We start from the raw sequence: 17233 nt of genomic DNA on the forward strand, positions 1-17233 counted from the left end.
GCAACCTGACTGCAACCTCCTTGCTCCTAGGCTGAACGCAACGGTGGCGCCGAGAACTGGCCGCCACTATCTTGCACAGCAAAGGAGCTAGCAATGACTGTTTACGCACAGCCCGGCACCGAGGGCTCGAAGGTCACCTTCAAGGACCGCTACGAGAACTGGATCGGCGGCGAATGGGTCGCCCCGGTCAAGGGCCAGTACTTCGAGAACATCACCCCCGTCACGGGCAAGGCCTTCTGCGAGGTCGCCCGCGGCACCGCCGAGGACATTGAACTGGCGCTGGACGCCGCCCACAAGATTGCGCCCTCCTGGGGCAAGACCTCCGTCGCCGAGCGCGCCGCGATCCTGAACAAGATCGCCGACCGGATCGACGAGAACCTCGAAATGCTCGCCGTCGCCGAATCCTGGGACAACGGCAAGCCGATCCGCGAAACCCTCAACGCGGACATCCCGCTCGCCGCGGACCACTTCCGCTACTTCGCCTCCGCCGTCCGCGCCCAGGAAGGCCGGCTGTCCCAGCTCGACGACGACACCACCGCCTACCACTACCACGAGCCGCTCGGCGTCGTCGGCCAGATCATCCCCTGGAACTTCCCGATCCTGATGGCCGTCTGGAAGCTCGCCCCGGCCCTCGCCGCCGGCAACGCCGTCGTCCTGAAGCCGGCCGAGCAGACCCCGTCCTCGATCCTGGTCCTGATGGAACTCATCGGCGACCTGCTGCCGGCCGGTGTCCTCAACGTCGTCAACGGCTTCGGCGTCGAGGCCGGCAAGCCGCTGGCCTCCAGCCCCCGGATCCGGAAGATCGCCTTCACCGGCGAAACCTCCACCGGCCGGCTGATCAGCCAGTACGCCAGCCAGAACCTGATCCCGGTCACCCTGGAACTGGGCGGCAAGAGCCCCAACATCTTCTTCAACGACGTTGCCGACACCGACGACGCGTTCTACGACAAGGCACAGGAAGGCTTTGCCCTCTTTGCCTTCAACCAGGGCGAAGTCTGCACCTGCCCGTCCCGCGCCCTGGTCCAGGAAGACATCTACGATTCGTTCATGGCCGACGCCGTGGCCCGGGTCGAGAAGATTATCCAGGGCAACCCGCTTGATACCGAAACCCAGCTCGGTGCCCAGGCCTCCAACGACCAGCTGGAAAAGATCCTGTCCTACATCGACATCGGCAAGCAGGAGGGCGCCAAGATCCTCACCGGCGGCGCCCGGGCCGAACTGCCCGGCGACCTGGCCGGCGGCTACTACGTCCAGCCGACCATCTTCGAAGGCCACAACAAGATGCGGATCTTCCAGGAGGAAATCTTCGGCCCGGTGGTGTCCGTGACCCGCTTCAGCGACTACAGCGACGCCATGGGCATCGCCAATGACACCCTCTACGGCCTCGGCGCCGGTGTCTGGTCCCGCAACGGCAACGTCGCCTACCGTGCCGGCCGCGAGATCCAGGCCGGCCGCGTGTGGGTGAACAACTACCACGCCTACCCGGCGGGCGCTGCCTTCGGCGGCTACAAGTCCTCCGGCATCGGCCGCGAGAACCACTCGATGATGCTGGACCACTACCAGCAGACCAAGAACCTCCTGGTCAGCTACAACGAGAACAAGCTCGGCTTCTTCTAAGCCGCACCAGACCCGGGCGGGGCGGATCGGAAAAGATCCGCCCCGCCCGCACCACCTGTGCACCTACGGGGAAGGACGCCGCCTCACTGCACTCGCATTTTCAGCTCCACCCACGCTTGATGACGCAAGGATTTCGCTATGACGACGACAACGACGACGACGACAATGCAAGCCGCAGTAGTAACCGAATTCGGCAAGGACCTGCAGATCCAGACCCTCCCCGTTCCCGTTCCGGGCCGGGGCCAGGCACTCGTCAAGGTGCTCACCACCGGCGTCTGCCACACCGACCTCCACGCCGCGGAAGGCGACTGGCCGGTGAAGCCGAGCCCGCCGTTCATCCCCGGCCACGAAGGCGTCGGCGAAGTGGTTGCCCTCGGTGAGGGCGTCACCGACCTCGCCGTCGGAGACCTCGTCGGCAATGCCTGGCTCTGGTCCGCCTGCGGCGACTGCCAGTACTGCCGCACCGGCTGGGAAACTTTGTGCGAAGCGCAGCAGAACGCCGGCTACAGCGTGGACGGCTCCTTCGGCGAGTACATGCTGGTGGACACGCGCTTCGCGGCCCGGATCCCGGCCGGCTCGGACCCCGTGGAGGTGGCCCCGGTGCTCTGTGCCGGAGTGACCGTCTACAAGGGACTCAAAATGACCGAGGCGCGGCCCGGCCAGTGGGTCACCATTTCGGGCATCGGCGGCCTCGGCCATATCGCCGTCCAGTACGCGGTTGCCATGGGCCTGCGCGTTGCTGCGGTGGATATCGCCGATGACAAGCTCGCCCTGGCCAAGAAGCACGGTGCGGAACTGACCGTCAACGCCCTGCACGAAGATCCCGCCGAAGTCATTCAGCGCGAAACCGGAGGTTGCCATGGAGTCCTGGTCACGGCAGTGCACCCGTCAGCATTCGGCCAGGCGATCGGGATGGCCCGCCGCGGCGGAACGATTGTGTTCAACGGCCTGCCGCCGGGTGACTTTCCGGCGCCGATCTTCGAGATTGTGCTCAAGGGCCTGACCGTCCGCGGCTCCATTGTGGGAACCCGGCAGGACCTGCAGGAGGCCCTGGAATTCTATGCCCAGGGCAAGATCCACCCCACGGTCTCCACCCGGGAACTCTCCGAAGTCAATGCCGTCCTTGACGAAATGAAGCACGCCAAGATCGACGGCCGCGTGGTCATCAAGTACTGATCAAGAAAGGACTCTGATGCCACAGACAAGGCTCGACGCCGCCGTGACCCTCCCCGGGGAGGACTTCTCCCGGGTGGCGCTCACCCCCGCGGCGGTGGAACTGCTGCGCAAGCTGTGGCTCCAGCACGGACCGCTGATGTTCCACCAGTCCGGCGGCTGCTGCGACGGGTCCTCGCCGATGTGCTATCCCGCGGGGGAGTTCATCACCGGGGACTCGGATGTGCAGTTGGGCCTGTTCGACATTTCCGACGGTCTGCAGCCGCAGACGATTGAGTTCTGGATGTCAAAGGAACAGTTCAACTACTGGAGCCACACCCACCTGACCGTGGACGTGGTTCCGGGCCGGGGGAGCGGCTTCTCGGTGGAAGCACCCGAGGGCAAACGGTTCCTGATCCGGTCAACGCTGATGGACTGGCCGGTCTAAACCGGAACGCATCACGCGCGAGCGGGCCGTGCAGGGAAACCTGCGCGGCCCGCTTTGTCGCGTCTCACCATGTGGGATAAAAATGGCCGTCCAGTGGATGGACACTAATGTGGACAGGTCTGTTTCCACCAAGCTATCGAGATTGTGGACTTTTCTATGAACCTCTTCCGGACCAAGTCGATCGAGCAGTCCATGTCGGACGCTGATGAACCCGGACGCCAGCTGAAGCGCTCGCTCAGCTCCTGGGACCTGATGATCATGGGCGTCGCCGTGGCCGTCGGCGCCGGCATCTTCTCGGTGGGTGCCAAGGCTGCAGCAAACTTCGCCGGCCCGGCCGTGACCCTGTCCTTCGCCATTGCCGCCGTCACCTGTGCGCTGGCGATCATGTGCTACGCCGAGTTCGCCACGGCCATCCCCGTGGCCGGCTCCGCCTATGTCTTCACCTACGCCACCATGGGTGAGCTGCTGGCCTGGATCATCGGCTGGAACCTCATCCTCGAGCTGTTCACCGCCGGGGCGGTGATCGCCAAGTACTGGGGAATTTACCTCAGCAAGGTCTTCGCGCTGATGGGCGTCGACGTTCCGCCGTCGATCCCCCTGGGCGGTGTGGACCTCTACTGGGGCGCCTTCCTGATCGTTGCCGTGTTCACCGTGCTGCTCGTGCTGGGGACGAAGCTGTCCGCCCGCGTCGGCAACATCTTCACGCTGGTCAAGATCGGCGTCGTGCTCTTTGTGATCGTGGTGGGCTTCAGCTACGTGAAGTTCGAGAACTACGCTCCGTTCGTCCCGGCCTCCGAGCCGACCGGGGGCACCGGCGCCGCCGACGTCATGAAGCAGTCGTTCTTCGCGTTCCTTACCGGCGCCGCCCCGGCTCAGTACGGCACGCTGGGCATCTTCGCCGGCGCCGCCCTGGTCTTCTTCGCCTTCATCGGCTTCGACGTCGTCGCCACCTCGGCCGAGGAGGTCAAGAACCCGCAGAAGACCCTGCCCCGCGGCATCTTCGGCGGCCTCGCCGTCGTCACGGTGCTCTACATCCTGGTGTCCCTGGCGCTGACCGGCATGGTGTCCTACACGGAACTGGCCAAGGCCGAGAACCCCACGCTGACCACGGCGTTCGAGGCCGTGGGCAACACCGATGCCGCCAAGATCATCGCCTTCGGCTCCCTCGTGGGCCTGACCACCGTGATCATGGTGCTGCTCATGGGCCTCTCCCGTGTGGTGCTGGCGATGAGCCGCGACGGACTGCTGCCGCGCTCGCTGTCCAAGACCAGCACCATCCGTGCGACGCCGGTCCGCCTTCAGGTGATCTGTGGCGCCGCTGTGGCGGTTGTTGCCGGGCTCACCAACGTGGACCTGCTGGAGGAAATGATCAACATCGGCACGCTGTCCGCGTTCGTGACGGTCAGCATCGGTGTCCTGGTGCTGCGCAGGAAGCGCCCGGACCTGAAGCCCGCCTTCCGGGTGCCTTTCGGCAAGGTGCTCCCGATCGTCTCTGCCGTCCTGTGCCTGTACCTCATGACCAACCTGGCCGTGGAAACCTGGATCTTCTTCGCCGTCTGGCTCGTGATCGGCGTGGTCATCTACTTCTCCTACGGCCAGCGTCACTCCCGGCTAAACGAGAGGTTCGCCGAGGCCAAGGAGTCCGTCAACGGCCCCGCCGACCACGGCCCCGCCGACCAGAGCGCTGCCGACGCCAAGGCCACGGTCAACGCCGGAGCCAGCGCCAACTAGGGAGCCGGCCGGGGAGAACACTGACACCCTCACCGGCTCCCAACTGCAACGCGGGGTCACTTACGGCCCATTCCGACCCCGCGGTTGGGCCGTAAGTGACCCCGCGTTGTCCCTTCTTTGGGGGTGGATGGGCTCCCTATGATGGAACCATGGCCCGCCCAGCACGTCCGGAACGCAAGGCGGAGCTGTTGGCCGCGATTCTGGACTACCTCATGGACAAGACCCTCGCGGAGCTCACCTTCCGGAGCCTGGCCGAGGGCCTGGGGGTCAGCAGTTATGTCCTCGTCTACCACTTCGGGCACCGCGATCAACTGGTGAACGAGATCATCCGCACCATCGAAGCCCGGCTGGACGGCATCCGGGCCACGGACGTGCGGGACATTGACCGGGACGCCTGGCGGGAGTTCCTGCTCGAGTCCTGGCGCTGGACCATGGCGCAGCGGAACCGGCACCTGGCCCGGCTTGAATTCGAGGCGACGGCGCAGGACATCGTGGCGGCTTCGCCCCGCGGAACGGCGCAGGCACATTTCAGGATGCTGCACGGGAAGGCCCGGGACTGGCTGATGCTCCAGGGCATCCGGGAAGAGTTCGCCGGCACCGACGCCCGGCTGTTCACCGCCGCCTTCTACGGGCTGCAGTTCGACTTCGTCGTGAACAACCAGCCCGAGGAGGCCAGCCAGGCCTTTGACCTGATGCTGCTGGTGTTCTTCAACAACCTGGACCGGCGGCTCGCCACCGACGGCCAGCACATCTGACCTGGCACTCCTGGCGGGCACATCCGGCCATGGTTGACGCTCCGCCTCAGGGGGCGGCGTAGCGGCTTGTCCATTCAACGAGGGGCCGCAGCTCCTCCCAGCGCCGGGCCACCTCCCGGGCCGCGTCCGGCGTGGCGAGCCAGCCCGGCCGTCCCTGGTGCATTCCGGCGGCGAGTGACTTGTGCTTCAACAGCTCTGCGCGTGGATGGTCTTTGGCGAAGCCCCGCGGAACGGTTTTCAGGGTCTCTCCTTCCACCGCGAAGCCCAATGCCTCGACCTGACCGACGATCCTCTGCAGGACCCCGCCGCTGGACGGTGCGTCCACCGCGCTGCGGAAACGCGCCAGCTGGGACGGTGTATGGGTGTGGTAACCGCCGCCGATGAGCAGGCCGTCAGCGCTGAGCTGGATGTAGAAGCCCATGCCTTCGGCAACGGAGGCGACGGCGCCCTGAGCGGTCTTGTACGGGGATTTGTCCAGGGAGAACCGGATGTCCCGGTTGGGGCGGAAGAGCTTGGCCGCGCCGAACTCCGGCTCCAGCGCGGCCAGCAGTCCGGTCAGCGGTTCCTTGACCGCGGCGTCGTAGGTGGATTTGTGTTCCAGCCACCAGTCGCGGTTGTTGTTGTGTTCCAGCTCCGCATAGAACTCGAACGCGGCGTCAGGGATGCCTGCAAATGGGGTCATGCGTGCATCTTAGGGACACGGCGTGCCGTTCCGCGAGGGGCGCTGGCCCTATGTGGAAAAGCCGAGAACGCCCGCCCCGGAGCATCCGTGACGGGGTGTTTCGGGTGCGGGTTTGTTAGGCGGCGAGCATAGACGCACCCGTCTCAGAGCTGTAACAATGAGCCGAACGTGGTTGACCTCACATCAGGTTTAGAACAGACTTAATTTGAACGTCTGTTCGAACAGCGAACATCTGGGGCTTTGGGGGCTTGTCACTCCCACGCCAATGGGCACATAGGAGTGAACATGAAACGTCGTTTTATTGCCGTCTTGGCAGCAGCGTCCGTTCTGGGATTGTCGGCCTGCGGAAGTGGCTCGCCCAGTTCCACCGGAGGCGGAACCGCCACGGGAGGCTCCGGCGGAGGTTCGGATCTGACCAAGGTCAGCGTCGGCGTCATTCCGATCGTTGACTGCGCACCCATTTACCTCGGCGACAAGCAGGGCTTCTTCAAGGAAGAGGGACTGCAGCTGGACATCCAGACCGCAACGGGCGGCGCGGCGATCGTCCCCGGCGTCGTCAGCGGCAGCTTCGACTTTGCCTTCTCCAACCTGATCTCGGTCATGGTCGCCAAGGACAAGGGCCTGGACCTCAAGTTCGTCGCCAATGGTGCATCCACCACCGGTGAGATCGGCAAGGACATCGGCGGCGTCGTCGTACCGGCAGGCTCGGACATCCAGTCCGCGAAAGACCTCGAAGGCAAGACCGTCTCGGTGAACAACCTCTCCAACATCGGCGACACCACGATCAAGTCCGTCGTCGAAAAGGACGGCGGCGATCCCAACAGCGTGAAGTTCGTTGAAGTGGCATTCCCGGACGCCCCGGCGGCCCTGGCCAACAAGCAGGTGGACGCGGCGTGGATCCTCGAGCCGTTCCTGTCCAAGGCCGTCTCTGAAGGCGGCAAGGTGGTGTCCTGGAACTTCGTTGAGATGGACCCGGAGCTGGACATCGCCGGCTACTTCACCAAGGCTGAGACCATCCAGGGCAAGGCGGACCTGACGCAGAAGTTCACCCGCGCCATGAACAAGTCGCTCGAATACGCGCAGCAGCACCCGCAGGAAGTCCGCGACATCGTGGGCACCTACACCAAGATCGACGAGGCTGCCCGGGCTGCGATCACACTGCCGCGGTACCGGGTCGACTTCAACAAGGACGCGTTCAAGGTCCTCGGCGACGCAGCCGCCGGCTACGGCACGCTGACCAAAGCTCCGAACGCAGACGAACTGCTCCCGTGAGTTCAAAGACTCTGGCTGCCGGTGCTGCCGCTCCCGACGTGGAGCGGCAGCACCGGCAGGTCCGCAAGGTACCAACAAAGCAACTGCTTGGCGTCGCGGGGATTCTCGGATTCCTGCTCACCTGGGAGCTCATTCCCCGGCTCGGCATCATCGACGCAAACTATTTGCCGCCCGCCAGTGAGGTCATTGCCGCGCTGGTGGTCGATTTTGGACTCACGGCCTTTTGGGTTGCCGTGGGCGAGACCATGAAGGCCTGGTTCCTGGGCCTCCTGATGGCCGTGGCGGCAGCCGTGCTGCTTGGCTTCATCATTGGCTCCAGCAACTTCCTGCGGAGGGCCACCAACTCCACGATTGAATTCCTGCGCCCGATCCCGTCGGTGGCGCTGATCCCGCTGGCCGTGCTGCTCTTCGGCGTGAAGATCGAGTCGTCGCTGCTGCTGATCGTGTACGCCGCCTTCTGGCAGATCCTGATCCAGGTGCTCTACGGCGTGGCCGACGTCGATATGGTCGCCAACAACACAGCCAAGACTTACGGCCTGGGCAGGATGGCCCGGATCCGCTATGTCGTCTTTCCCACCGCCCTGCCCTACCTCATGACCGGGGTGAGGCTCGCCGGCGCGGTGGCGCTGGTCCTGGCCATCACCGCGGAACTTGTGATCGGATCCCCGGGGCTCGGCCGCGAAATCGCCCTGGCCCAGTCGGGCGGTGCCATCTCCGGCATGTACGCCCTGGTGCTCGCCACCGGCCTGATCGGCGTGCTGATCAATATGCTGATGCGCTTCATCGAAAAGAAGACCCTGGCCTGGCACTCGTCGGTCCGCTCCGAGGTGGTCGTATGAAGACCCTGAAGAATCTCGTTTACATCCTGGGCCTGCCGGTGATCCTGATCCTGATCTGGTGGGCCTCCACCCTGGGGACGGTCAACTTCTTCGTCCCCACCCCGGCCAGCCTGGTCGAAACCTTCGGCGAGGTCTGGTTCGGTGAACGGATCTTCACGGATGTGCTGCCCAGCATCGGGCGGCTCACGGTGGGTGTCCTCGCGGCGATCGTGATCGGCGTCGTCGGCGGGGTCCTGATCGGATCGGTCCGATGGCTCCGGTCGCTGCTGGAACCGACGCTGGAGTTTTTCCGCGCCATACCGCCTCCGGTCCTGGTGCCGGTCCTGATGCTGCTCATGGGCATCACCGACACCATGAAGATCGTCGTCATCATCTCCGGCTGTGTCTGGCCGGTGCTGCTGAACACGATCGAGGGCGTCCGCGCGGTCGACCCGGTGCTCTCCGACTCCGCCCACACCTACGGCCTCGACGGCTGGGCCCGCGTCCGGTACCTGGTGCTGCCGTCCGCCAGCCCGCAGATCATGGCCGGCGTGCGCCAGTCGATGTCCCTCGGGTTGATCCTGATGGTGATTTCCGAAATGTTCGCCTCGTCCTCGGGACTGGGCTTCACCATCGTCCAGTTCCAGCGGTCCTTCTCCATCCCGGAGATGTGGTCCGGCATCGTGGTCCTCGGGCTGCTGGGTGTGGGCATGTCATTCATCTTCCAGTGGGCCGAGCGGAATATCCTGCGCTGGTACCACGGCCAGAAAGAGGTAGAAAATGCAGCCTGACGCAACTCACGCGGGCCCGGAAGCGATGCTCTCCGTCCGCGGGCTGAAGAAGGTGTACCAGACCGACGGCGGCGATGTGGAGGCCGTGCGGAACCTTACCTTCGATCTGCGCGCGGGCGAACTGGCCTGCCTGGTGGGACCCTCCGGCTCCGGTAAGACCACGCTGCTCAAGTGCATCTCCGGGCTGATGGCCCCGACCGAGGGCGAAGTGCTCCTGGACGGCAAACGCGTCGTCGGCCCGCCCAAGAAGATGGCAGTGGTGTTCCAGGAATACGGACGCTCGCTGTTCCCGTGGATGCGGGTCCGGGACAACGTGGAACTGCCGCTGAAGAACCAGGGCGTCCCGAAGGCCGAACGCGACAAGCTCGTCGATGAGGCGCTGGAGGCGGTGGGCCTGTCCCACGTCCCGCGGTCCTACCCGTGGCAGCTCTCGGGCGGCATGCAGCAGCGCGTGGCGATCGCCCGCGCCATCGCGTACCAGCCCGAGGTCCTGCTCATGGATGAGCCGTTCGCGGCCGTGGACGCCCAGACCCGGGCGGACCTGGAGGACCTGATCCGCACCGTGTGGAAGAAGCTGGGGATCACGGTCCTGTTCGTCACCCACGACATCGACGAATCCGTCTACCTCGGCGAGCGCGTCATCATCCTCTCCAGCTCCCCGACGGTGATCCAGGAAGACATCACCATCGACCTGCCCGCGGACCGCGACCAGCTCGAGACCCGGTCCCTGCCGCGCTTCACCGAACTCCGCCACCACGTCTATGAGCAGATCCAGCTCGCCAAAAAGGGCCACCGCCCGGCCGCCGCGGGAGGCTCCGGTCCGGGCTCGACGCCGGCCGCCGCCTCGGGCGTGGATGTCACCTAGCAAGTAACGCCAGCAACGAAAACACCCCGCCGCGGAGGATCCGTGGCGGGGTGTTTTCGTTCGAAGCTGATCAGCCGATCTTGTTGGCTGCCTCAGCGTCGGAGAGAGAGGCGGTGCCCAGGTTGGCCCGCAGCTTGGCGCCGAGCTCGGCGTCGACGTTGGTCCAGTACTGGATGGCGCGTTCCTTGATCTCGGCGTTGTGCACGCCGCCCACGGCACCGGTGATGGTGTCGAGGAAACGGGCCTTGGCTGCTTCGTCAAAGACCTCGCGGTACAGCGTGCCGGCCTGGCCGAAGTCGCTGTCCTCGGAGTGCAGGGTCGCGGCGGTGCGGACCAGGGCGCCGTCGTACTCCCAGGAACCTTCACCGGCGCGGGCCGGGTCGGCCACGGGGCCGCCGAAGGAGTTGGGGGCGTAGACCGGGGCCGTTGCCGGCTTGTAGCCGTGGCGCAGCGAGCCGTCCTGCGAGTAGTTGTTCACCGGCGAGACCGGGCGGTTGACCGGCAGCTCGTTGAAGTTGGTTCCGACGCGGTAGCGGTGTGCGTCCGGGTAGGAGAACACGCGTGCCATCAGCATCTTGTCCGGCGAGATGTCGTGGCCCGGAACGACGTTCGCGGGAGACAGGGCGATCTGCTCGATCTCGGCGAAGAAGTTCTCCGGGTTGCGGTTCAGCTCGAAGCGGCCCACCTCGACCAGCGGGTAGTCCGCGTGCGGCCAGACCTTGGTCAGGTCGAACGGGTTGAAACGGTAGGTCTTGGCATCCTCGTAGGGCATGACCTGGACGTGCAGGTCCCAGCTGGGGAAGTTGCCCTCAGCGATGGACTCGTACAGGTCGCGGCGGTAGTAGTCGGCGTCGGCGCCGGCCAGCTGCTCAGCCTGCTCGTTGGTGATGTTGTGCTCGCCCTGGTTGGAGCGGAAGTGGTACTTGACCCAGAATCGTTCGCCTTCGGCGTTCGTCCACAGGTACGTGTGCGAGGAGAAGCCGTGCATCTCACGCCAGGAGCGGGGCAGGCCGCGGTCGCCCATGAGGTAGGTGACCTGGTGGGCGGACTCGGGGGAGAGGGTCCAGAAGTCCCACTGCATGTCGGCATCGCGCAGGCCGGAGCCCGGGAGGCGCTTCTGCGAGTGGATGAAGTCCGGGAACTTGATGCCGTCCTTGATGAAGAATACGGGGGTGTTGTTGCCCACGATGTCCAGGTTGCCCTCAGGGGTGTAGAAACGGGTCGCGAAACCGCGGACGTCGCGCCACGTGTCGGGGGAGCCCTGCTCGCCGGCCACGGAGGAGAAGCGGATGGCCGTGCCAACCTGGGCGCCCGGCTGGAAGGCAGCCACGCGGGTGTACCGGGAAACGTCGCCGGTCACCGTGAAGGTGCCGAAGGCGCCGCCACCCTTGGCGTGCACAATGCGCTCCGGGATCCGCTCGCGGTTGAACTGTGCGAGCTTCTCGACCAGGTAGCGGTCGTGCAGCGCGGTGGCTCCGTCGGCACCGGCGGTCAGCGAGTGCTCGTCGGACGCGACGGGGGCTCCGGTCTGGGTCGTGGTCGCGGTGTGCGAGATGGGCGCGGAAAGGTTCGCAGTCATCATTCTCCTTTGTTGATTTCTTGCTGTTCAGATGTGGAGGGAAGTTTTTGGGTGCGCTGGCAGTCCTGGCAGATGCCCTGGTACAGCACATCGGCGATCTGGATGGTCATCGGCCTGGCGTTCTCGTCCCAGCTCGGCGTCAGGCACGGCGCGTGGCCAACGGCGCATTCGACGTCCTCGACCCGGCCGCAGCTGATGCAGACGGCGTGGTGGTGGTTGTCGCCCACTCGCGTCTCGTACAGGGCAGGGGAGTGCGGCGGCTCAAAGCGGCGCAGCATCTGCAGGTCGGTGAGGTCACCCAGGACCACATAGACGGACTGTGCCGTGAGTTCGGGCAGGTCCTGGCGGGCGGCGGCGAGGATGTGCTCGGCGGGGGAATGCGGGTGATGCTCGACGGCGGTGAGCACGGCGAGCCGCTGTTTGGTCACCCGGCGGCCGTGGGCACGCAGGGCGGCAGCCCATGCTTCGTGGGTACCCGTCGATTCCGTCATGCCCCCATTCAAGCATTTATTATGAGTCGATCATAATAAGGCACGGCTTATGACGCCCCTACGGGCGGGTGCCGGGGTCCTGCCGGCAGACTGCGCGAAGGGCTGCGCGTCGGGCGCCGGGTGCGCAGGCCAGGCACTCCGGCGCCACTAGAGTATCCGGGTGGGGAAATATCTGGCGGACATCACGCCTTTGCGCGAGAGTCCGGCGTTCCGCCGCCTGTGGCTGGGATCCGCTGTCGCCGCCCTGGGCAGCCAGTTGACCCTGGTTGCCGTGAGCCTGGAGGTCTACCGGCTCACCCAGGACAGTCTCTACGTGGGACTGCTGAGCATCTTTGCCCTCGTCCCGCTGGTCTTCGGCGGGCTGCTGGGCGGCTCGATCGCGGACGCCCACGACCGCCGCAAGGTGGCGCTGCTGGCCTCCTCGGTACTGTGGCTGACCACCGCCTGCCTGGCCCTGCAGGCCTGGCTGCAGCTGGGAAATGTCTGGCTGCTGTACGTCCTGGTGGCGGTGCAGAGCGGTGCGCAGGCCATCAACCAGCCGGCCCGCAGCGCCATCATCCCGCTGCTGGTCCGCAAGGAACTCCTGCCCGCCGCCAACGCGCTGAGCATGATCAGCTTTGGCCTCACCCTGACCGCCGGGCCGCTGCTGGCCGGGCTGCTGGTGGCCACGGTCGGCTTCGCCTGGACTTACACGATCGACGTCGCCACCTTCGCCTTCGCCTTGTGGGCGTTGCTGAAGCTGCCCGCCATGCCTCCGGGCGAACATGCGCGGCCCGCGGGGCTGCGGTCCGTCGTCGAGGGCTTCCGTTTCCTGGGCACGCGCCCCAACCTGAAGATGACCTTCATCATCGACCTCGTCGCCATGATCTTCGCCCAGCCCCGGGCGCTGCTGCCCGCGATCGGCGCCGTGATGATCGGCGGCGGCGAAACCACGGTGGGGATCCTGCTGGCCTCCACCGCGGTCGGCGCGTTCCTGGCCGGCCTCTTCTCCGGACCTCTAGGGGCGGTGCGGCGGCAGGGGGCCGCGGTCGTCTGGTCCGTGATGGGCTGGGGCGCCTCGATTGCCGGCTTCGGCCTCGTCGTTGTCCTCGCCGGGAACTCCGGCGCCGGCGGTGTGACGTGGTGGCTCCTGCCGGCGGCCCTGTGCTGCGGGCTGGCTGGCATCGCCGACTCCGTCAGCGCCGTCTTCCGCACCACGATCCTGCAGGCGTCCACACCGGACCACCTGCGCGGGCGGCTGCAGGGCGTCTTCATTGTGGTGGTGGCCGGCGGGCCCCGGGTGGGAGACGTGCTCGCAGGCGGTTGGACTAAAATTCTGAGTGAAGGCTGGGTCCTGCTGTTGGGCGGCCTGGTGTGCATCGCGGTGGCCTGGGCCGTGGCGCACTGGCAGTCTGGCTTCCTGAAGTACGACGCGCGGAACCCGGTGCCGTAGCGGGACGTTTTTTCCGGGTGAGAGTCCATGGGACGACTTCTGGAGGAACAGTGCATCAGCATCACAACGGACTGAAGACCGCGGCCCTTTTCGGTGTGCTGTGGGCCGTGCTGCTGGGACTCGGCGCGCTGATGGCCTCCAGTATGCGCAGTGCCGCACCGATCTGGATCATGGCCCTGATCGGCGTCGCCACCACGGCCTACGGCTACTGGAACAGTGACAAAATCGCCATCCGGGCCATGCAGGCCTATCCCGTGACGGAGGCCCAGGCGCCGCAGCTCTACCAAATTGTCCGGGAGCTCTCCGCCACGGCGCAGCAGCCGATGCCGCGGATCTACCTCTCGCCCACGATGGCCCCGAACGCCTTCGCGACCGGACGGAACCCGCAAAACGCCGCGGTGTGCTGCACCGAAGGCATCCTCCGGCTGCTGGACGCCCGGGAACTGCGCGGTGTGCTGGGCCACGAGCTGATGCACGTCTACAACCGGGACATCCTGACCGCCTCGGTGGCTGCCGCCGTCGCCGGCGTCATCACCTCGATGGCGCAGATGTTCCTGATTTTCGGCGGCGGCGGGAACCGGCGCAACGCCAATCCGCTCGCCGCGATCGCGATGGCACTGCTGGCACCGTTTGCTGCCTCGCTGATCCGGACGGCCATCTCCCGCACCCGGGAGTTCGACGCCGACGAGGACGGTTCCCGGCTCACCGGAGACCCGCTGGCGCTGGCCTCAGCCCTGCGCAAGATCGAGCAGGGCGTCCAGCTCGCGCCGCTGCCGCAGGACCAGCGACTGGTCAACGCCTCGCACCTGATGATCGCGAACCCGTTCCGCGGCGGTGGTGCCGCGAAGATGTTCTCGACGCACCCGCCGATGAGCGAGCGGATCGGCCGGCTGGAGCGGATGGCGGGCCGGCCGCTGGGCTAAGCGGGCGCGTAAATCAGCTGCGCAAAAGGACTGCCGCTACGCTAAAAGTTCCGCGCTGCGCAAGAGGACTGTCGCTACCCGGATCCGGGTAGCGACAGTCCTTTTGCGCAGCGTCAGATTCGTCGCGCGTCGTGAGGCTCCTAGTGCCGCGGTCGCACAGTCAGCTGCGGAAGTTCACAAACTGCAGGTCGGCCTCGTCGAAGCCCTTCAGCAGGTTCATGGTCTCCTGCAGGTCATCGCGGGACTTGGAGGTCACGCGGAGCTCGTCGCCCTGGATCTGCGACTTAACGGATTTGGGGGCCTCGTCGCGGATGAGTTTGTTGATCTTCTTCGCGAGGTCCTGCGCGATGCCCTCCTTGATGGTGGACTCGAGCCGGAATTCCTTGCCGGAGGCGTAGGGCTCGCCTGTGTCGAGGGACTTCAAAGAGATGCCGCGGCGGATGAGCTTGGACTGCAGCACGTCCAGGACCGCGAGGACACGCTCTTCGGAGTTGGCCTTCATGAGGATCTTCTCGCCGCTGAAGTCGACCTCGGCGCCGACGCCCTTGAAGTCGTAGCGCTGGACCAGTTCCTTCTGGGCCTGGTTCAGCGCGTTGGCGACTTCCTGCTTGTCGACCTTGCTGACGACGTCGAATGTGGATTCGCCTGCCATGACTGTCCTCCTGGTGGTTGGGGGGTGCCCCGGTGAGGGGCCGTTGTGTCTGCAATCCAGCCTAGTACGGATGCCCCTTTGTGTGGTGGCCGCGGGGCATTGTCGCCTTCATAGTCACGTTCACAGTCCGCTCAAAGCTGAGTCAGGGCGGGAACGAAGTTTCGGGCGGCAGAGTTGCAGGAGTTGGAAGAGTCGCTCGAAAGGTAAAGCTCATGCAGAACAAGCCCGGCCGGAAAGTCATCCGCTCAACGGCGGCTGCCGCCGGCGGTATTGCCGCCGCCGCGTCCTCGGTGGCAGCCGCGACGCTGGCGGCTTCCATCATCTTCAGCCCCGCCGCGGATGCCTCGTCGCGGCTGGACGGCGTCCACACCGATCTAGCGCGTGCCGTCCAGCTGAACCAGATCACTGAGGAGCAGGCTGCGAGGTTCGAGTCCAAACTTGCCAGCCGCATCCTGGGTGAAGCCTGATTTTCCGGGGTTTTTGGGGCCCAAATCCGCCGATTCGATTCTTCGGCGGAAGTTCTGTAAAGTTGTCTTGCCCGCGGTTACTGGAAGCGGAACGGACTGGAAGCAGGCGTTCTGACGATGGCAGCCGCGAGTGATCTTCTTTTGAAGTTCGGCAGATTACCCGAGCGGCCAAAGGGGGCTGACTGTAAATCAGCTGGCAACGCCTACGGGGGTTCGAATCCCTCATCTGCCACCCTTGGAAAAGCCTCCGGAACCAACAGGTTCCGGAGGCTTTTTCTTTGCCCAGGGGGAAGCGGTAGCCGGCTATTGGCGGCGCGCGGCGAGGGCAGCGGCCAGCGCCGTGGCGGAGCCGGTGCTGCTGTTGATCCGCCAGTCTGTTTCCTTGTTGAAGTTGAACCAGACCACCGCTGTGACGTCGGACTGCGCTGAAAGGTAGCTGATCAGTGCTGTGTTCCAGTCCGCTTTGGAGCCGCCCTGTTCCGCGGACGATGTTTCTGCGATGAGCACCTGTTTGCCGGGTGCGAGCCGTCTGAGTTCGGCCAGGCCTGGGCCGAAGAGCTCCGTCGGCATGATCCAGCTGCTCCAGGCCGCCGACGTGCCCCAGTTGTACCCGTCGAGTGCCACCGCGTCCACGTACCCGGGGCCGGGGTACAGGCCGTCGAGCGGGGTTGACCCGAAATAAGGGACGTTGGGATTCCAGACCCAGGTGATGTTGGTGGCGCCGGTGGCAGCGACGACGTCGTGAACGTGCCGCCACGCGGCCGTGTAATCACCGGGTCCGTTGCCGTTGATGCCCTCGGACCAGGGGTACCAGTTGCCGTTCATCTCGTGCCCGAAGCGCAGCATCACCGGATGCCCCCAGGATGCCAGGGCCGCGCCCCACTGCCGCAGATAGGGGTCGAAGTCTCCGGCGGTGACGCGGTCGAGGGCATAGGCAGGCTGTTCGGTTCCGCCGCCCCAGGCCCAGGGCTCCCACGTCAGCAGGGTCGTGGCGCCCCGGCTGCGGGCGGCGTCCAGCTCCGGAACGGGCGGGGCCTGGTTGAAGTCCTTGTAGGACAGGATGATGGAGGGCACCTCGCCGGCAAGGGACGCGGCCTGGTCCAGTTCCGCCGATGCCAGCGGTCCGCCCGGCGTGCCGACGCCGAAGCGCAGCGGCGCGCTGCTGATGGCCGGTGGCGGCGGCTCAGGGTCGGTCACCGGGGCGGCGACGACGGTGAAGGCCGCCGAGGCCTTGACGGTCCCGGCCGTGGCCTGGACGTCAAGGACCGGCAGGGAAGTCTGCGGGATGACGACGGCGGCGGTGAAGTATCCGGAGGCGCCCACCTTGAAAGCGGCGGAGCTGGTGCCGGCGTCGAGGGTCCCGGAGCTCTTTTTTGGGAAGCCGGTGCCGGTGACGGTGACCGTGGTTCCCGCCGGGCCCTGGGCAGGACTGAGGCTGATGGCCGCGGCCGCGGCCTGGGCGGTGACCGCTGCCAGCGACAGGCTCAGGACCACCAGCGCCAGGACGCTGGCCAGGCTTCTAATCGGCTTCATCGGAAACTCCTCGGCCGGACGCCGG

General features: G+C 65.9%; 17 protein-coding genes and 1 tRNA gene. 13 read left to right on the top strand and 5 right to left on the bottom strand.

All coding sequences use genetic code 11. From position 1 onward, the window contains the following. Positions 1 to 93 precede the first annotated feature (93 nt). From exaC to ABIB29_RS00525, 5 genes are all read left to right on the top strand, one after another. Positions 94 to 1617: an acetaldehyde dehydrogenase ExaC gene (gene exaC / locus ABIB29_RS00505; protein ID WP_354169095.1), complete on the top strand. Its 1524-nt coding sequence runs from the start codon at positions 94 to 96 to the stop codon at positions 1615 to 1617. A 165-nt stretch (positions 1618 to 1782) separates the two neighbouring features. After that, positions 1783 to 2793 (top strand): alcohol dehydrogenase AdhP, encoded by a 1011-nt coding sequence (adhP, locus tag ABIB29_RS00510; RefSeq protein WP_354170245.1) that lies wholly within the window; start codon positions 1783 to 1785, stop codon positions 2791 to 2793. Between the two features lie 16 nt (positions 2794 to 2809). Further along, positions 2810 to 3217, top strand: coding sequence for a DUF779 domain-containing protein (locus ABIB29_RS00515; protein WP_354169098.1), 408 nt, complete (start codon positions 2810 to 2812; stop codon positions 3215 to 3217). A 156-nt stretch (positions 3218 to 3373) separates the two neighbouring features. Next, complete coding sequence (locus ABIB29_RS00520; RefSeq protein WP_354169100.1) at positions 3374 to 4948, top strand: APC family permease; 1575 nt, start codon at positions 3374 to 3376, stop codon at positions 4946 to 4948. A 149-nt stretch (positions 4949 to 5097) separates the two neighbouring features. Then, complete coding sequence (locus tag ABIB29_RS00525) at positions 5098 to 5703, top strand: TetR/AcrR family transcriptional regulator (RefSeq protein WP_354169103.1); 606 nt, start codon at positions 5098 to 5100, stop codon at positions 5701 to 5703. A gap of 46 nt (positions 5704 to 5749) precedes the next feature. On the opposite strand, the gene ABIB29_RS00530 is transcribed toward ABIB29_RS00525, so the two are convergent. Then, positions 5750 to 6385, bottom strand: a complete 636-nt coding sequence (locus ABIB29_RS00530; RefSeq protein ID WP_354169106.1) for a DUF2461 domain-containing protein — start codon at positions 6383 to 6385, stop codon at positions 5750 to 5752. Positions 6386 to 6670: 285 nt separating this feature from the next. On the opposite strand from ABIB29_RS00530, the gene ABIB29_RS00535 reads away from it, so the two are divergent. Genes ABIB29_RS00535 through ABIB29_RS00550 form a run of 4 tightly spaced genes read left to right on the top strand, consistent with a single transcriptional unit; the run spans position 6671 to position 10131 of the window. Then, positions 6671 to 7657, top strand: a complete 987-nt coding sequence (locus ABIB29_RS00535; RefSeq protein WP_354169108.1) for an ABC transporter substrate-binding protein — start codon at positions 6671 to 6673, stop codon at positions 7655 to 7657. Next, positions 7654 to 8496, top strand: coding sequence for an ABC transporter permease (locus tag ABIB29_RS00540; RefSeq protein WP_354169111.1), 843 nt, complete (start codon positions 7654 to 7656; stop codon positions 8494 to 8496). The genes ABIB29_RS00535 and ABIB29_RS00540 overlap by 4 nt, the downstream gene beginning before the upstream one ends. Beyond that, positions 8493 to 9266, top strand: a complete 774-nt coding sequence (locus ABIB29_RS00545) for an ABC transporter permease (RefSeq protein ID WP_354169114.1) — start codon at positions 8493 to 8495, stop codon at positions 9264 to 9266. The genes ABIB29_RS00540 and ABIB29_RS00545 overlap by 4 nt, the downstream gene beginning before the upstream one ends. Next, complete coding sequence (locus ABIB29_RS00550; RefSeq protein WP_354169116.1) at positions 9256 to 10131, top strand: ABC transporter ATP-binding protein; 876 nt, start codon at positions 9256 to 9258, stop codon at positions 10129 to 10131. Before ABIB29_RS00545 ends, ABIB29_RS00550 begins: the two co-directional genes overlap by 11 nt. 70 nt (positions 10132 to 10201) lie before the next feature. On the opposite strand, the gene ABIB29_RS00555 is transcribed toward ABIB29_RS00550, so the two are convergent. Both ABIB29_RS00555 and ABIB29_RS00560 read right to left on the bottom strand, forming a co-directional pair. After that, the gene (locus ABIB29_RS00555) at positions 10202 to 11710 is read right to left on the bottom strand and encodes a catalase (RefSeq protein WP_354169119.1); all 1509 of its coding nucleotides are present in this window, start codon (positions 11708 to 11710) and stop codon (positions 10202 to 10204) included. Next, positions 11710 to 12201, bottom strand: a complete 492-nt coding sequence (locus ABIB29_RS00560; RefSeq protein WP_354169122.1) for a Fur family transcriptional regulator — start codon at positions 12199 to 12201, stop codon at positions 11710 to 11712. The genes ABIB29_RS00555 and ABIB29_RS00560 overlap by 1 nt, the downstream gene beginning before the upstream one ends. 160 nt (positions 12202 to 12361) lie before the next feature. On the opposite strand from ABIB29_RS00560, the gene ABIB29_RS00565 reads away from it, so the two are divergent. After that, complete coding sequence (locus ABIB29_RS00565; RefSeq protein WP_354169125.1) at positions 12362 to 13633, top strand: MFS transporter; 1272 nt, start codon at positions 12362 to 12364, stop codon at positions 13631 to 13633. 50 nt (positions 13634 to 13683) lie between these two features. Beyond that, positions 13684 to 14556, top strand: coding sequence for a zinc metalloprotease HtpX (gene htpX / locus ABIB29_RS00570; RefSeq protein ID WP_354169128.1), 873 nt, complete (start codon positions 13684 to 13686; stop codon positions 14554 to 14556). A 160-nt stretch (positions 14557 to 14716) separates the two neighbouring features. Here htpX and ABIB29_RS00575 read toward each other — a convergent pair whose 3' ends face one another. Then, positions 14717 to 15208: a YajQ family cyclic di-GMP-binding protein gene (locus tag ABIB29_RS00575; RefSeq protein ID WP_354169131.1), complete on the bottom strand. Its 492-nt coding sequence runs from the start codon at positions 15206 to 15208 to the stop codon at positions 14717 to 14719. A 212-nt stretch (positions 15209 to 15420) separates the two neighbouring features. Here ABIB29_RS00575 and ABIB29_RS00580 point away from each other — a divergent pair, with 212 nt between their 5' ends. Then, a complete protein-coding gene (locus tag ABIB29_RS00580) occupies positions 15421 to 15675 on the top strand; it encodes a hypothetical protein (protein ID WP_354169133.1) in 255 nt (84 codons plus the stop codon). A gap of 150 nt (positions 15676 to 15825) precedes the next feature. Next, positions 15826 to 15907: transfer RNA gene (locus ABIB29_RS00585), tRNA-Tyr, on the top strand. Positions 15908 to 15978: 71 nt separating this feature from the next. Here ABIB29_RS00585 and ABIB29_RS00590 read toward each other — a convergent pair. Further along, positions 15979 to 17208: a glycoside hydrolase family 26 protein gene (locus tag ABIB29_RS00590; RefSeq protein ID WP_354169136.1), complete on the bottom strand. Its 1230-nt coding sequence runs from the start codon at positions 17206 to 17208 to the stop codon at positions 15979 to 15981. Positions 17209 to 17233 lie beyond the last annotated feature (25 nt).

The sequence above is a fragment of the Arthrobacter sp. UYEF36 genome (assembly GCF_040547025.1).
Taxonomy (GTDB): domain Bacteria; phylum Actinomycetota; class Actinomycetes; order Actinomycetales; family Micrococcaceae; genus Arthrobacter.

What these genes read in the sequence shown, in the direction of transcription:
- ABIB29_RS00520 (WP_354169100.1), top strand. Translation starts at nt 3,374, where the DNA reads ATGAACCTCTTCCGGACCAAGTCGATCGAGCAGTCCATGTCGGACGCT.
- ABIB29_RS00560 (WP_354169122.1), bottom strand. Translation starts at nt 12,201, where the DNA reads ATGACGGAATCGACGGGTACCCACGAAGCATGGGCTGCCGCCCTGCGT.
- ABIB29_RS00550 (WP_354169116.1), top strand. Translation starts at nt 9,256, where the DNA reads ATGCAGCCTGACGCAACTCACGCGGGCCCGGAAGCGATGCTCTCCGTC.
- ABIB29_RS00545 (WP_354169114.1), top strand. Translation starts at nt 8,493, where the DNA reads ATGAAGACCCTGAAGAATCTCGTTTACATCCTGGGCCTGCCGGTGATC.
- ABIB29_RS00530 (WP_354169106.1), bottom strand. Translation starts at nt 6,385, where the DNA reads ATGACCCCATTTGCAGGCATCCCTGACGCCGCGTTCGAGTTCTATGCG.
- ABIB29_RS00575 (WP_354169131.1), bottom strand. Translation starts at nt 15,208, where the DNA reads ATGGCAGGCGAATCCACATTCGACGTCGTCAGCAAGGTCGACAAGCAG.
- ABIB29_RS00555 (WP_354169119.1), bottom strand. Translation starts at nt 11,710, where the DNA reads ATGACTGCGAACCTTTCCGCGCCCATCTCGCACACCGCGACCACGACC.
- exaC (WP_354169095.1), top strand. Translation starts at nt 94, where the DNA reads ATGACTGTTTACGCACAGCCCGGCACCGAGGGCTCGAAGGTCACCTTC.
- ABIB29_RS00590 (WP_354169136.1), bottom strand. Translation starts at nt 17,208, where the DNA reads ATGAAGCCGATTAGAAGCCTGGCCAGCGTCCTGGCGCTGGTGGTCCTG.
- ABIB29_RS00515 (WP_354169098.1), top strand. Translation starts at nt 2,810, where the DNA reads ATGCCACAGACAAGGCTCGACGCCGCCGTGACCCTCCCCGGGGAGGAC.
- ABIB29_RS00580 (WP_354169133.1), top strand. Translation starts at nt 15,421, where the DNA reads ATGCAGAACAAGCCCGGCCGGAAAGTCATCCGCTCAACGGCGGCTGCC.
- ABIB29_RS00525 (WP_354169103.1), top strand. Translation starts at nt 5,098, where the DNA reads ATGGCCCGCCCAGCACGTCCGGAACGCAAGGCGGAGCTGTTGGCCGCG.
- ABIB29_RS00535 (WP_354169108.1), top strand. Translation starts at nt 6,671, where the DNA reads ATGAAACGTCGTTTTATTGCCGTCTTGGCAGCAGCGTCCGTTCTGGGA.
- adhP (WP_354170245.1), top strand. Translation starts at nt 1,783, where the DNA reads ATGCAAGCCGCAGTAGTAACCGAATTCGGCAAGGACCTGCAGATCCAG.